We start from the raw sequence: 14,738 nt of genomic DNA on the forward strand, positions 1-14,738 counted from the left end.
AATGAAATGATGAAAAAGCTCAATACCCTGCTCGCTGCCGCCATCATGTCCGTGCTGGGCACAGCCCAGGCCGCCGATCACACCCTGGCCATGGTAGTTTCCACCCTTAACAACCCCTTCTTCGTCACCATGAAAGAGGGGGCTGAAGCCAAGGCCAAGGAGCTTGGCTACCAACTGGTGGTGCTGGACTCCCAGAATGATCCGGCCAAGGAGCTCTCCAACATGGAAGATCTCACCGTGCGCAAGGTCAATGCCATCCTGATCAACCCGACCGACTCCGAGGCCGTGGGCAACGCCATCCGCCTGGCCAACAAGGCCAACATTCCGGTGCTGACCCTGGACCGTGGCGCGGCGCAGGGTGAGGTCAAGGCCCACATTGCCTCCGACAACGTAGCTGGCGGCAAGCTGGCTGGCGACTTCATTACCCAGAAACTGGGTGCCGGTGCCAAGGTCATTCAACTCGAGGGGATCGCCGGTACCTCCGCCGCCCGTGATCGTGGCGAAGGTTTCGCCCTGGCCGTGGCCGCCAACAAGCTGCAGGTTCTCGCTTCCCAGCCGGCCGACTTTGATCGCACCAAGGGTCTGAACGTGATGGAAAACCTGCTGGCGGCCCACCCGACCGTACAGGCTGTGTTCGCCCAAAACGACGAAATGGCATTGGGTGCCATCCGCGCCGTGCAAGCCGCCGGTAAAGAGGTGATGATCGTCGGCTTCGACGGCACTGACGATGGCAAGGCCGCCGTGGCCAGAGGTAAACTGGCCGCCACCGTGGCCCAGCAACCAGCCCTGATCGGTGCTATTGGCGTCGAGACCGCCGACAAGGTGCTCAAGGGTCAACCGGTAGAAAAATCCATCCCGGTACCGCTGCAAGTGGTCAGCAAGTAAGGTGACGGGGGAGGTTCGCCTCCCCCCTTTGCCCCCGGTCTTCGATTAACCGTGCAACTTGGCTTGGGCCCACTCAAGCCAAGATGTTCCAAATCAAGGGTGATAATAATGAATCGTCTCGTTGTTCTGGGCAGTGTCAATGCAGACCATGTACTGCGCGTTCCTCACTTCCCCCGCCCGGGTGAAACTCTGACCGGCCACAGCTATCAAGTCGTCCCCGGTGGCAAGGGGGCCAATCAGGCGGTCGCCGCCGCACGCCTCGGCGCCCCCGTCTCCTTTATTGCTCGCATCGGTGATGACGCCATCGGCCGCCAGATGAAAGCTGGTTTTGCCCAGGATGGCATCGACGTCAGTGCCGTTGAGCTCGACGACACCCTGCCCACCGGTATCGCCATCATCTATGTGAGCGATGAGGGGGAGAACAGCATAGGCATCTCCGCCGAAGCCAACGGTGCCCTCTCCCCTGCCATAGTGAAGCGCCACGAAGTCCTGATTGCCGACGCTCATACCCTGCTGTTGCAACTGGAAGTGCCGCTCGAGAGCGTATTCGAAGCGGCCCGTCTGGCCCGCGCCCACGGCACCCGGGTAGTGCTCAACCCGGCACCCGCCCGCCCGCTCTCGAGCGACCTGCTGGCGCTGGTGGATCTCATCACCCCCAACCAGACCGAAGCCGAGCTGCTGACCGGCGTCAAGGTGTGCGACGAGGCCAGCGCCCACGAGGCGGCTGCCCGCTTCCACCAGATGGGAATAAGCGATGTGATGATCACCCTGGGATCGCAAGGGGTCTATTGCAGCAACGCGCAACAGCAACAACTCATCCAGGGCTTTCGGGTCGAGGCGGTAGACACCACGGCCGCAGGCGACACCTTTAACGGCGCCCTGCTGGCTGCCGAGCTGGCCGGAGCCGATTTCAAGGCAGCTGTGCGCTTTGCCCATGGTGCGGCAGCCCTCTCCGTGACCCGCTTCGGGGCCCAGAGCTCGATCCCGGAGAAGGGTGAAGTCGACGCCTTCCTGCTTGCCCAGACTGCGCAGGGGCACTGATGGCCAACATCAAGGAGGTGGCGGCGCTGGCCGGTGTCTCTACCACCACCGTCTCCCACGTCATCAACGAAACCCGCTTCGTGGCCGAGGAGACCCGGGAGCGGGTCTTTGCCGCCATGCGCGATCTCAACTACGCCCCCAGCCTGGTGGCCCGCAGCCTCAAGGTGAAAGAGACCAACAGCATCGGGATGCTGGTCACCACCTCCAGCAACCCCTTCTTCGCCGAGGTAGTGCGCGGGGTGGAGCGCTACTGCTTCGAACAGGGCTACAACCTGATGCTGGGCAACACCGAAGGTCAGGCCGAGACGGCGCTTTCCTACCTCAAGATGATGCTGCGCAAGCGGGTCGACGGCCTGCTGATCATGTGCAGCGAGGGGCAGCAAGAGGTGTTCAACCAGCTCGACTGGCTCAAGAACCTGCCGGTGGTGGTGATGGACTGGGGCATGGAGAGCAAGGACGTGGATCTTATCGCCGACAACTCCCATCGCGGCGGCTATCTGGCCACCCGCCATCTGATTGAACTGGGCCATACCGACATCGGCTGCATTACGGGCCCCCACAGCCGCGCCCCCGCCAACCAGCGGCAGGCAGGTTTTGAACAGGCGTTGCAGGAGGCGGGTCTCACGGTCAATCAGGAGTGGATCCAGGAAGGGGACTTTGATTGCGCCAGTGGTTTCAGTGCCATGCAGCGGCTGCTGGCCCAGCCCAAACGGCCGAGCGCCCTCTTCATCTTCAACGACATGATGGCCATGGGAGCCATCAGCGCCGCCCATCAGGCGGGATTGAACATACCGCAGGATATCTCCATCGTCGGCTATGACAACGTGGCGCTGGCGCAATACCTCTCGCCACCGCTCACTACCATCAATCAGCCCAAAGAGGAGCTGGGACGCCTCGCCGTCACCCGGCTGCTAGCGCGGATCAACGGGGTAAGGGTGGACAATCACCTGATCACTGTCGATCCTGACCTGGTGATCAGACAATCCTGCGCCCCCTTCCCCGCCCCCTGATTTTCTAAACACAGCATGCAAAAGGTCTCCCCTGGGTCTAACGCAAGGCCGTTAAGAGAGTTTGATTCCCAACCCGCGAGGTATAAGGCTAAAGAGTGAGGGAAGCATGATGCCTCCCTCTTTTTATTGGATGCCAGTCAGGGCAAAGGTGTCAGCCATTAACCATGGTACCGCTCCTGTTATTCGAAATTTCGAATATTCAGTCACAAAAATGCTTAATTTACTGGCATTAACCCCTGATTCGCCCTTTTTATCGCAGCCAATAAGGCCTGCAGCTCACTGCGCACCCGGTGCCAAGCGTACAACAACGGTTCCAGCAGCAGGTTATATGACTATTTGTGCCAAAAAAGTCCCACGTTTGGGTTGCCAGTGTGGCGATTTCACCAGGTCATTGCAGCGGTGGCATGACACAGTAGCTCAGGAACCGCGCATCTCCATCCAGTTGTGACCATCGATCTGTTTGGGTTGATGCACACCACAATGTTGCAGCAGCTCGTCAACGAAGGCGGGCACCAGCAAGGACGCCGGTCCGTAGCGCTTCTCGTCAAACTGGCTGCCCACCTCGCTCGGCTCGAGGTTAAGCTCTATGGTGTGAGCACCATTCAAACCCGCCTCATGAACAAAACCGGCGGCGGGATAGACGGCCCCCGAGGTGCCGATGGAAATGAAGAGATCGCACTGGGCCAACGCGCCGTAGATGCGATCCAGCCCGAGCGGCATTTCGCCAAACCAGACCACGTGCGGGCGCAATGGCTGAGGAAACTGGCAGCAGGAGCAGAGCTCATCCTGATGCAGATCGCCACGCCACTCGATCACCTGGCCCGACTCGGGACAACGGGCCTTGAGCAGCTCCCCGTGCATGTGGATGAGGTTATTGCTGCCCGCACTCTCGTGCAGGTTGTCGATATTCTGGGTCACCAGGGTGACTGTGCCCGGCAGCAGGCGCTCGAGGCGAGCCAGCGCATAGTGGGCCGGGTTGGGGTGGATCTGCGGCTGTTGCAACTGATGGCGGCGCGCGTTGTAGAAGCCTTGTACCAGGGCGGGATCCCGCGCGTACCCTTCCGGGGTCGCCACATCCTCCACCCTGTGCTCTTCCCACAAACCGTCGCAGGCACGGAAGGTCTTGATGCCGGATTCAGCAGAGATCCCGGCGCCGGTAAGGATGACGATGTGTTTAGCTGACTGCACCATGATGATTTTCCTCTGACCGCATACAAGGCTGACCTTAGCACAGGGTGAAAAACAGGCCTATTCGCCCTTGGTCTTATGAGGATACCCGCGTCACAGGGTATCAAGCACGCTCAGATCAAGCCGAACAAACACCAGCTCCCGCCCCGTCACCAGGGTGAGCGGCAGCCCCAGCCCACGCAGGAGTGCCAGCATGGGGCGATTCTGGGCCAGCACCTCTGCCGTCCATTCACGAATGCCTTCGGCGCGCGCCAGCAGTGCCAGTGCCAACAAGATGCGCCTGCCCGCCCCCCTGTGCTGGAAGTGATCCGCCACCAGGCAGGAGAACTCGGCTCGATCCGGGTGCAGCCGCCGCCGGATGGACTGGGCCTGGGCCAGCGGCCGCCCCAGACCATCGGTGAGTAGCAAGCCTATCTGGGGCGCTCTGGGATAATCGAGAAAAAAAGCGAGCTGATCGGCGGTGGGGGACTGTTTGGCCCGCATGAAGCGCAAGTAAATGCTCTGCTCGCTCAGTGCTTCATAAGCCGCCTTGATACACTCGGGATCAGCCCCCGCCAGCTCTTGCAACCGGCAGGGGATGCCCCCCACTTCCATCATCAGGGGCAAGGATGCCCGCGAGGTGGGATGCAGCCAGCCAGCCAGGCTGTGGCGCAAGCGCGCTTTAGCGGGAGGCCAACACAAGTAGCGGGGCACAGGTTACCAGCGCCCCGTCATGCCGCGATCGCGCCACAGCTCGTTATCGAGCAGGTTGAAGGGGTCATCCAGATAGAGGGCGATGCCGAGCTCCCTGGCGCGGTTGATGAAACGCCCGAGCAGGGAGTCCGGCGTCATGGCCTCCAGCCCGGGCAGCAGGCTCTGTCCCAGCAGCAGGTGCTGCAGGGGAATACGTTCCAGCAGATCGAACGGCATATGCTGATCATTGTCGAGCAGCAAGGCGAGCCTGGCCCCGGCCAGACTCGCCTGTAGCACCAGGGCAAACCGATCCGCCTGACTGAGCAGGTGGTCACGGCGGTGAATGACCAGGGTCAGCTCACTGGCGTCTCGCCCCTGCTTGCCCAACCACTCCCGCACCAACTCCCAGCGTGGTGGCAAGCCGGTCACCGCCAACCAGACGGGCAACTTGGAGGGGGGATCCGAGATAAGCCCCAGCAGCCCCTTCTCCGCCCCCTGCCAGGTACGAATGGGGCGACGCTGGCCACTGAGCCGCTGTTGCCGCTGGGGCCCTAGGTAAAACACCTTTAGCAAGCGCAGCAGATCGTCAGTCAACAGGGGCTTGGCCAGGGCCGCCACCACGTTGAAACCGGCGTCATGCAACAGGCGCCGGGCACCGTCGATCAGGGTCTGGTCATGCGCAGACAGCAAGATAATGGGCAGGCCGCTTTGCCGGTACTGGGGCTGGCTCATCAACAGGCTGATGGCATCCTGCTCCACCAGACTGAGATCGCTGATGAGCAGTGTGACCTTCCCCTCCGCCAGCACCTGGATACAGGCATTGCCATCCTGCACCCATTGACAGGAGAGTCCCAACCCCTGGATCTCTTGCTGAATGTGAGCACCCTGAAATGGGTGATCCTCCAGCAACAAGATCTGTGTCCCGGCCAGCCACTGCCGCCACTGCTGATAACGGTGATGCACGCCCGCTAGCCAGTCATCCGAGAGCCGATAGATGCCCTCACCCTGCGCCACCAGTTGCGGCAGATAGTCGGCGCCAGCGTGCGAGGCTGGGTCAAACAGGGCGATGGCACCGGCGGCAAACACCCCCTCCCAGTGCCAGCAGGCGTCTGGCCTGGTGCGACGCAGGGTCGCAAACTCGGGCAGGCTGACCGCCTGGGCCGCCCGATAGGCAATCCCATCCAGCGCATAGATGGTCACGGGATAGAAGAAACGCTCTTGTGTTCCTTCCGAATCCAGTAACACCAATAACTCTTCATCTGTGATGATCATGTCAGACTCTCTCACCTAATCGCCGGCAGACCTCATCCAGAGCGTGCCGCAGTGGGGATATCAGGGGTTGCCGTGGGTCTTGTTTCCACTGCTCAATCACCTGGATCAGCGGGGTGGCCCCGACCATTTTGGCGGCCCCCTTCACCTTGTGTAAAGCTGCATCGAGCGCCATCTCATCCCCTTGTGTGATGTAGTGATCAATGTCGGCCAGATCTTGGCGAGTGGCCTCCAGATAGAGGGTGACAAGTTCAGCGCTCAGCAGCGGCAGCGCCTGTGCCGGCCATTCCGACGCCAGATCCTCGTCTGATGCCTTGAGCGGGGGCGGGACTGTGTCACCTGACGTCGGCAGGCTGCGCAGCAAGTTGGCCAAGTCCTTGAGTAGCAGGGGCTTGTCCAGATGTCCCCGGCAACCGCAACTGGCCAATCGCTGGGCCGCCTGCTCGCTGAGATCGGCGGTGATCACGTAGGTTGGCAGATGCTGCCAGCGCACCGAGTCACGCAACTGCTGACATAGCTGGGCACCATCCATCACTGGCATCTGCAGATCGGTCAGCACCAGATCCACCGTCTCGTGCTGCAAAATGTCGAGCGCCAGCTGGCCATTGGCCGCACTCAGTACCTGGGCCCCCAGCTGGGTCAGCTGCATGCTGATCAACACCCGATTTACCTCGTGATCTTCGACCAGCAGCACCCGCATCCCCTGTCCCGGCAGACTCATCTCCTCCTGAGCAGAGGACACCAGCCTGGGCTGCAACAAGCTGACCACAGCGCCTGGGACCCAGGGTTCGCCCTGCCAGTCCCAGTAACGCAGTCCCTGATCATCGTCGGCGGCGCGCAACAGGGGACCGGTGGGATCCTCGCTCAGGCCGAGCTCGCCAAGCCAGGGCATGAGATAAGCACGCTCCGTATCGTTCAACTGGATATTGACGCAGGCCACTTTCGGTTGCCAGCGCGGCGCCTCATGCAGCAACACCAACGGCAAGGTACAGGTGAAACGGCTACCCCCGAGGGGACGCGGCTCGACCCGGATCTCGCCGCCCATCTGCTCCATCAGCTGATGGCTGATAGCCAGCCCCAGTCCGGTGCCCTGAGCTCTGGGCTGACCCTCCTCTCCTCCCTGCTCGAATGGCAGGAACAGACGAGGCAACAGATCGTCACTGATGCCTGGCCCTTCATCATCAACCCCACACAGCAGGCAGTTCTCTTCACGCCGGGCCCACAGCACCACCTCACCGGCAGGGCTGAACTTGATGGCGTTGGCGAGCAGATTATGCAGCACCTGCTGCACCCTATGGGGATCCAGCTCAACCTGTGCGGGCAAGTGATGATCGATATCCAGTCGCAGTTGCAACCGTTTGGAGCGGGCCTTGGACCAGTGCACCGCCGCTATATGCTCACACAAGTCCACCAGATCGGTCGGCTGGAGAGAGAGCCCCAGCTGCCGGTTCTCGTTGCGACTGAAATCGAGCACATCGTTGAGCAAGCCGAGCAGCTCGTCCCCCGCCTGTCTCACATGGGAGAGCGCAGAGCGCTGCTCTGCCGATAAGGGGGTTTGATCGAGCCACTCCAGCAGCCCCAGAATGGCATTCATGGGGGTACGGATCTCATGGCTCACCGCCGCGAGAAAGCGCCCCTTGGCCAACACAGCTTGCTCGGCCCGCTCGTGGGAGGCTTGCAGGGCATGCTCCTGCTCGACTCGGGCGGTCACATCCTGCACCACGCCGTAAACGCGCCCCCCCCCTTCCGGCTGGCTGCGACCCCGGCCATAGAACTGCAACCACCGCGTTCCTTTGCCCGGATGGGCATAACGCAGCGCATAGGAGAAGGGTTGCCCTGACTGCAACATGACCAGCATGGGCATCCGCATCTCGCGCCTGTCCTGATGCAACAGCCGGCTGAGCACGATGTCGGGATCGCGGCGGATCTGCTGACTGGCCAACCCCAACAGCTCGTAACTGCCGCGGCTGATGAACTCGACCTGCGTTATGCTGCCCTGCTGCAGGATGAACTGAATGACGGCCCCGGGCACTGTATTGGTGAGGGCTCGCAGGCGACGCTCGGCCTGGTGCAGTAAACGGGTGCGCTCACGCAGGGCGCTGATATCGGACAGCGCGATCAGATCCCCTGCCTGTGTCGGCTTGCCCAGCTGCAGCGGGATCTGCGCGTAGGAGAACACCTGATCCCCGAGGGACAGGGTCCCTTCCGTCCCCTGTAACTGGGACGATGGCAGGCTGAGTTCGGTCAGATAACGGGCCTCCAGCCGTTTGGCCTGCTTGTTGCGCTTGATGATCTCACCCTGATTGTTCCGCAGGAAGACGGGGACCGGCAGCCCCTGGAACAGGGACTCCCTGAACTGGCTCTCCAGCGCCAGGGTTTGTTCCATCTCCTGACGCTGACTCACCTCCCGCGCCAGCTGCTGGCGGGAGCGCCAGATCAGCCAGATGATGCTGGTGCTGATCAGTAGCGCCAGTAATATGGAGCCCAGCCAGATACCGTAACTGACCCCCGCCTGCGGGGTCAGCACCAGCCGCTGCCAGCGCTGGTTGAGTTGATCATTCTGCCTGCCGGTGAGGGTCATCAGGCTCTGCTCCATCACCCCAACCAGTTTGGGGCTGCGGGAGGCTATGGCAAAGCCAAGCCCGAAGCGGATCGGCAACTCCTTGATGTCCAGGCCATCCAACTGGTTGTTGCGCAGCGGATATTGCAGCTGGTACAGCTCGGCCAGCATGGCATCGGCTTTGCCTGCCCTCACCTTCGCAATGCCAGACTCAATCGTCTCGCTCTTGCGCCACTCATGTTGGCCAAAATGTGCAAGCATGTCGGGATCATAGAGGCTGGCAGGCACCACCACCGCCCCCTTGAGTGCTTCCAGTCGTTCGAACGACTGGGACTTGCGGATGACCAGAGCGTAACGACTCACGACCATGATGCGGGTAAAGTCGAACTCGCGGGTCAGGGCCGGGGTCTCCAGCAGGCCCGCCATCATATCCGCCTCGCCACTGCGCAGCTTGACCAGGGCCTCCTCCTTGTCCCGGGCTGGCACCACATGAAAGTTCAGTCCGGTCTGCAGGCTAATCCGGCGCAGCACATCGGCGCTCCAGCCCGTTAGCTGCCCCTGCTCGTCGATGCCGCTATAAGGCATAAACGCAGGATTCACCACCAGCTTGATGGTACGGGAGGTGCCGACCAGCAAGGCCTGTTCTTCATCGGTGAAGTACAGTGGGTTGATGTCCTGCTCTCCCTGTTCTAGATAGCGACCCAGATCCTTGTAGAGGCTACCGGGGGGCATGTAGCGGATCGCCGTGTCGACTAGCTCCCTGAGCTCCGGTTTGTCCCGCATCATAAGGCGATAGCTGATCACCAGCTCATCGTTGCGCAGCCGGCGCAACCGCAATCCCTCATCCGGGTATTCGCGCATCAGGTAACGCAGTTGCAGGTAGTCACCGAGATAGGCAGTCCCCTTGCCTGCCACCAACGCCGCATGCCAGTTGTCAACATCGGTCAGGGCCAACTGGGTTGCATGGGGATAGAGCGACTTGAGCACCTCGCTTGCCTGCCTGACGGGCGATACCAGAAAGGTGCCGCGTTCCAGCTCACCGCGATAGACAATGGCGGATTCGGCCTCCAGCAGGGCGCGGCTCAGGGCCATGCCAGGCAATACCTGTCGTGAAGAGCCGACATACGGGATGAGATCACAGCGTCCCGCTAGCAGCTCCTGCTGCACGGCGGACCAGTTTGGCAATTTTTCGTGCAGCAATGGCACCGGCAGCTGCTCGGCCAGCCGCTCCAGCTGATCGATCAGCAAGCCCCCCGACTCTTCGAGATAGGGTGGCAGGATTAGGGCCGGATAGCAGATGGTCAGCGGCTTGAGTGCGTCGGTATAGGCCTGGGTGGCCGGCGACAGGGGTAAGGTCATAGCCTGCACCGGCATTGCCAGCAGCAGTGTGAGTAAAAGGTGGTTTTTTATCATGAAAAAGTAAAAGCCAGGCGGTTGCCTGGCTTTTTATCACTCGTTGGGTTCAACATTTTCTACCCTGGCCTTGAGCTTCTGGCCAGGCCGGAAGGTCACCACACGACGAGCGCTGATAGGAATATCCTCGCCCGTTTTGGGGTTGCGTCCGGGACGCTGATTCTTCTCACGAAGGTCAAAGTTACCGAAGCCTGAAATCTTGACTTGTTCACCACGCTCTAGCGCCTGTCTGATTTCCTCAAAGAAGGCTTCCACCATATCTTTGGCTTCACGCTTGCTCATCCCCAGCTGGGTGAACAGGTGCTCTGCAATGTCGGCTTTGGTAAGCGCCATAGATCAATCCCTCAAGGATGCATTCAACTCTTCACCAAGGGCCCGCACGACATTGTCTACGGTCTCGGCAATCTCTTTCTCCTCCAGGGTGCGCTGGGTGTCTTGCAATACAAGACTGATGGCCAGGCTCTTCTTGTCCTCTGCCATACCAGCACCCTGGTATACGTCAAACAAGTTTATTCCAACTACCTGATTTCCGCCAACTTTTTTAATTACTGCAAGGACATCGCTAGCCAGAACCGCAACGTCGACCACCACTGCGATATCGCGACGGTTGGCAGGGAAGCGAGAGACCTCGGTTGCAACCGGCACCTTGGCAGGCGTCAGCTTGTCCAGCTCCAGTTCAAACATGACGGCGCGGCTCTTGAGACCCAGCGTCTTCTCGAGGCTCGGGTGGATCACGCCGATATGGCCGATGACCTCGCCATTACGCAAGATGGCTGCGCTCTGGCCCGGATGCAGGGCGCTGTGCTCGGTACGCTCGAAGCTAAAGGTGGCCCCTTCGGCGGTGAGATCCAGTATCGCTTCCAAGTCTCCTTTCAAATCAAAGAAGTCGGCGGCGCGGCTCTTGATGTCCCAGTGCTCGTCGCTCTGGTTGCCAATGATGATACCTGCCAGCATCGGCTCCTGACGGATGCCATTCTCGGCGCTTTCATCCTTGATGAAACGCAGACCCTGCTCGAACAGGCGCACGCGCGGCTGCTGACGGTTCTGGTTGTAGACCACTGCCTGTACCAGACCCGGGAACAGAGAGACGCGCATGGCGGACATCTCGACCGAAATCGGGTTAGGCAGCATGATAGCATCGCTCTGCGGGAACAGGGTTTGCTGGGTCTTGGGATCGACGAAGCTGTAGGTGATCGCTTCCTGGAAACCGCGGTCAACCAGCAGATCACGGACCCGCTTCAAGGTCACCTGCCCTTCTGCCTGCTCAACCATCGCCAGAGAGGCGGCCGGTTTGAGGTTCGGGATGTTGTTGTAGCCGTAGATGCGAGCCACTTCCTCAATGAGGTCTTCCTCGATGGCGATATCGAAACGCCAGGAGGGTGCCAGCGCAGTCCAACCGTCAGCATCCACAGTGACCTGCATGCCGAGGCGGGTGAGGATCTCGACCACCTGAGCATCAGCCACGCTGATACCGATCACCTTGTCGAGCTTGCTGCGACGCAGCTTGATGGGTGCCGCTTTCGGCAGATGGGCATCGGATTTGACCTCGATGACCGGACCCGCTTCGCCGCCGCAGATATCCAGCAGCAGACGGGTGGCTCTGTCCATCACTTTGGCTTGCAGCTCCGGATCAACCCCGCGCTCGAAGCGATGGGATGAGTCGGTGTGCAGACCGTAGGCACGGGCACGGCCGGTGATGGAGAGCGGCGCGAAGAAGGCGCACTCCAGCAGGATGTCGGTGGTGGTCTCGGATACACCGGTGCGGTTGCCACCGAAGATACCGGCCATGCAGGCAGGGCCTTTGGCATCGGCAATCACCAGGGTAGTCTCTTTGAGCTTCACTTCGTTGCCATCGAGCAGGGTCATCGGCTCATCGGCGTGGGCACGACGCACCACCAGTTCCCCTTCCAGGGTAGCCAGATCGAAGGCGTGCATCGGCTGACCGTATTCCAGCAGCAGGTAGTTAGTGATGTCGACAATGGCGTCGATGGAGCGAATACCGCCACGGCGCAGCTTCTCTTGCATCCAGAGCGGGCTCTGGGCCTGCAAGTTCAGCCCCTTGATGACGCGACCCAGATAACGGGGGCAATCTGCCGGCGCTTCAACCCGGATCGGGAAGGTCGCATCACAGGTGGCAACAGCCGGCGCCCAGGTCGGCTCGACCACATCCACACTGTTGAGCACGCCGATTTCACGGGCCAGACCCGCGATGCCGAGGCAGTCGGCACGGTTCGGGGTCAGGTCCACGTCGATGCTCACATCATTAAGATCGAGGTAGTCGCGAATATCGGTGCCAATGGGGGCATCGGCCGGCAGCTCGATGATGCCATCAGCTTCGACGTCGATACCCAGCTCACTGAAAGAGCAGAGCATGCCGTGGGACGGCTGGCCACGCAGCTTGGCTTTCTTGATGGTGAAATCACCCGGCAGGGTCGCCCCTACTTTGGCCACGCATACTTTCAGGCCGGCGCGGCAGTTCGGCGCGCCACAGACGATATCCAGCAGCTCGGCCTCGCCCACGTTGACCTTGGTCACCCGCAGCTTGTCGGCGTCCGGATGCTGGGCACACTCAACCACCTCACCCACGACCACATTGTTGAACTGGCCAGCCACCGCTTCTACGGCGTCCACTTCCAGACCGGCCATGGTGATCTGCTCAGCCAGTGCATTGTCACTCAACTCGGTGCGGACCCACTCCATCACCCAGGATTTACTGAATTTCATGTTCTCTCGCCCTTACTTGAACTGCTTGAGGAAGCGCAGATCGTTTTCGAAGAAGGCACGCAGGTCGTTGACCCCGTAACGCAGCATGGTCAGGCGCTCAACGCCCATGCCGAAGGCAAAGCCGGAGTATTTTTCCGGATCAATACCGACCGAACGCAGTACGTTCGGGTGCACCATGCCGCAGCCCAGCACTTCCAGCCACTTACCGTTCTTGCCCATCACGTCCACTTCAGCGCTCGGCTCGGTGAACGGGAAATAGGAAGGACGGAAGCGAATGGTCAAGTCTTCCTCGAAGTAGTTGCGCAGGAAGTCGTGCAGAATGCCCTTCAGCTCAGTAAAGCTGGCATGCTCGTCAACCAGCAGGCCTTCAACCTGATGGAACATCGGGGTGTGAGTCATGTCGTAGTCGTTACGATAGACGCGGCCCGGCGCGATGATGCGGATCGGCGGCTGTTGCTGCTGCATGGTGCGGATCTGCACACCGGAGGTGTGGGTACGCAGCATCAGATCGGGATTGAAGTAGAAGGTATCATGATCGGTACGCGCCGGGTGGTGAGCCGGAATGTTCAGCGCATCGAAGTTGTGGAAGCCATCTTCAATCTCGGGACCGCGCTCCACTTTGAAACCCATCTCGCCAAACAGGCGTTCGATGCGCTCGACAGTGCGAGTCACTGGGTGCAGACCACCGTTCTCGATGCGACGGCCCGGCAGGCTGATGTCGATGGTCTCGGCTGCCAGCTTCTGGTTCAGAACAGCCACTTCGAGGGTCTCACGACGCTCGTTCAACGCATCCTGAACCTGCTGCTTGGCCTGGTTGATCACGGCCCCCGCAGCGGGACGCTCTTCGGCGGACAAGGTGCCCAATGTCTTCATCTTCTCGGTAAAAAAGCCCTTTTTACCCAGATATTTGACCCGGATCTCGTCAAGGGTCGCAACGTCATTGACGCCCTCAATCTCGGCCTTGGCCTGGCCGACTACTTCTTCAAGCTGTTGCATGTCTTCCTCGTCACCACTCCCGAAACAGGAGCCTGTTAGGCTAAATAAGGTCAAGAGGAGAATAATACAAAAAAAGCCCCTTGGCTGACCATAGTTATGGTGGGCTTTTCTCCCTAGAAATCATTTTGTTATCGGGTAAGCAGCCTATCCTGCCCCCTACTTGCATTAAATATTGGGAAAGAACACTAGTTTGTTGGCATATGAGGGCACTTGTTGCAGGGATGAAGCACACTGGGTGAGCACAACAACAGGATAGAAGAATGACGGGCAGCAAAAGACGAGCAACAAAAAAGGAGGCCGAAGCCTCCTTTTATCTTTCATAACAGGACCGGATTAAACCAGCGCTGCTTTAGCCTTTTCAACTAGGGCGGTGAAAGCCAACTTGTCGTGAACGGCGATATCGGACAGGATCTTGCGATCGATCTCGATAGAAGCCTTCTTCAGACCGTTGATCAGACGGCTGTAGGACAGACCATTCTGACGGGCTGCAGCGTTGATACGCGCAATCCACAGCTGACGGAACTGACGCTTTTTCTGGCGACGGTCACGATAGGCATACTGACCAGCTTTGGTTACCGCTTGTACCGCTACGCGGTAAACTCGGGAACGGGCGCCGTAGTAACCTTTGGCGGCTTTCATTACTTTCTTGTGACGAGCGCGAGCAGTCACACCACGTTTAACTCTTGGCATTTTTCACATCCCCCTTATGCGTACGGCAGACAAGCGACAACACGTTTGTGGTCGGCAGCAGAAACCATGAACTTCGGCCCCAGCTTGCGCTTACGCTTACTGCTCTTCTTGGTCAGGATGTGACGCAGGTGGTTGTGCTTGCACTTGAAGCGACCCGAGCCAGTCTTCTTGAAGCGCTTTGCAGCACCCCGGTTGGTTTTCATCTTCGGCATTTCATACTCCGCATTGTGAGTGACAACAAAATCGCAAGGCGAACCGACTCATGGGCGAACCCATGAGTCAATTTCTTG

At 60.0% G+C, this 14,738-nt stretch carries 12 protein-coding genes; 3 read left to right on the plus strand and 9 right to left on the minus strand.

All coding sequences use genetic code 11. The features are described from left to right. Positions 1-9: 9 nt before the first annotated feature. The 3 genes from rbsB (at position 10) to GWQ22_RS07005 (ending at position 2,936) form a co-directional block, all read left to right on the plus strand. Positions 10-885: a ribose ABC transporter substrate-binding protein RbsB gene (rbsB, locus tag GWQ22_RS06995; RefSeq protein WP_042037830.1), complete on the plus strand. Its 876-nt coding sequence runs from the start codon at positions 10-12 to the stop codon at positions 883-885. A gap of 108 nt (positions 886-993) precedes the next feature. Further along, positions 994-1,926, plus strand: a complete 933-nt coding sequence (gene rbsK / locus GWQ22_RS07000) for a ribokinase (RefSeq protein ID WP_275929851.1) — start codon at positions 994-996, stop codon at positions 1,924-1,926. Next, positions 1,926-2,936, plus strand: a complete 1,011-nt coding sequence (locus GWQ22_RS07005; RefSeq protein ID WP_212513205.1) for a substrate-binding domain-containing protein — start codon at positions 1,926-1,928, stop codon at positions 2,934-2,936. Before rbsK ends, GWQ22_RS07005 begins: the two co-directional genes overlap by 1 nt. A 417-nt stretch (positions 2,937-3,353) precedes the next feature. Here GWQ22_RS07005 and cobB read toward each other — a convergent pair whose 3' ends face one another. The 9 genes from cobB to rpmI form a co-directional block, all read right to left on the minus strand. After that, positions 3,354-4,127, minus strand: coding sequence for a Sir2 family NAD+-dependent deacetylase (cobB, locus tag GWQ22_RS07010; protein ID WP_275929852.1), 774 nt, complete (start codon positions 4,125-4,127; stop codon positions 3,354-3,356). Between the two features lie 90 nt (positions 4,128-4,217). Further along, on the minus strand, positions 4,218-4,817 hold the full coding sequence (locus tag GWQ22_RS07015; protein WP_275929853.1) for a GNAT family N-acetyltransferase: 600 nt from the start codon (positions 4,815-4,817) through the stop codon (positions 4,218-4,220). Positions 4,818-4,820: 3 nt separating this feature from the next. Beyond that, positions 4,821-6,068 (minus strand): response regulator, encoded by a 1,248-nt coding sequence (locus tag GWQ22_RS07020; RefSeq protein ID WP_275929854.1) that lies wholly within the window; start codon positions 6,066-6,068, stop codon positions 4,821-4,823. Position 6,069: 1 nt separating this feature from the next. Continuing rightward, positions 6,070-10,038, minus strand: coding sequence for a transporter substrate-binding domain-containing protein (locus tag GWQ22_RS07025; protein WP_275929855.1), 3,969 nt, complete (start codon positions 10,036-10,038; stop codon positions 6,070-6,072). Positions 10,039-10,074: 36 nt separating this feature from the next. Continuing rightward, the gene (gene ihfA / locus GWQ22_RS07030; RefSeq protein ID WP_005300715.1) at positions 10,075-10,371 is read right to left on the minus strand and encodes an integration host factor subunit alpha; all 297 of its coding nucleotides are present in this window, start codon (positions 10,369-10,371) and stop codon (positions 10,075-10,077) included. Positions 10,372-10,374: 3 nt separating this feature from the next. Further along, positions 10,375-12,762 (minus strand): phenylalanine--tRNA ligase subunit beta, encoded by a 2,388-nt coding sequence (pheT, locus tag GWQ22_RS07035; protein ID WP_275929856.1) that lies wholly within the window; start codon positions 12,760-12,762, stop codon positions 10,375-10,377. 12 nt (positions 12,763-12,774) lie between these two features. Next, positions 12,775-13,758 (minus strand): phenylalanine--tRNA ligase subunit alpha, encoded by a 984-nt coding sequence (pheS, locus tag GWQ22_RS07040; protein WP_275929857.1) that lies wholly within the window; start codon positions 13,756-13,758, stop codon positions 12,775-12,777. Between the two features lie 333 nt (positions 13,759-14,091). Then, a complete protein-coding gene (gene rplT / locus GWQ22_RS07045) occupies positions 14,092-14,448 on the minus strand; it encodes a 50S ribosomal protein L20 (RefSeq protein ID WP_005300683.1) in 357 nt (118 codons plus the stop codon). Positions 14,449-14,462: 14 nt separating this feature from the next. After that, a complete protein-coding gene (rpmI, locus tag GWQ22_RS07050; protein ID WP_005315535.1) occupies positions 14,463-14,660 on the minus strand; it encodes a 50S ribosomal protein L35 in 198 nt (65 codons plus the stop codon). Between the last annotated feature and the right edge of the window lie 78 nt (positions 14,661-14,738).

The organism is Aeromonas sp. 1HA1, assembly GCF_029237385.1.
Classification (GTDB): Bacteria; Pseudomonadota; Gammaproteobacteria; order Enterobacterales; family Aeromonadaceae; genus Aeromonas; species Aeromonas popoffii.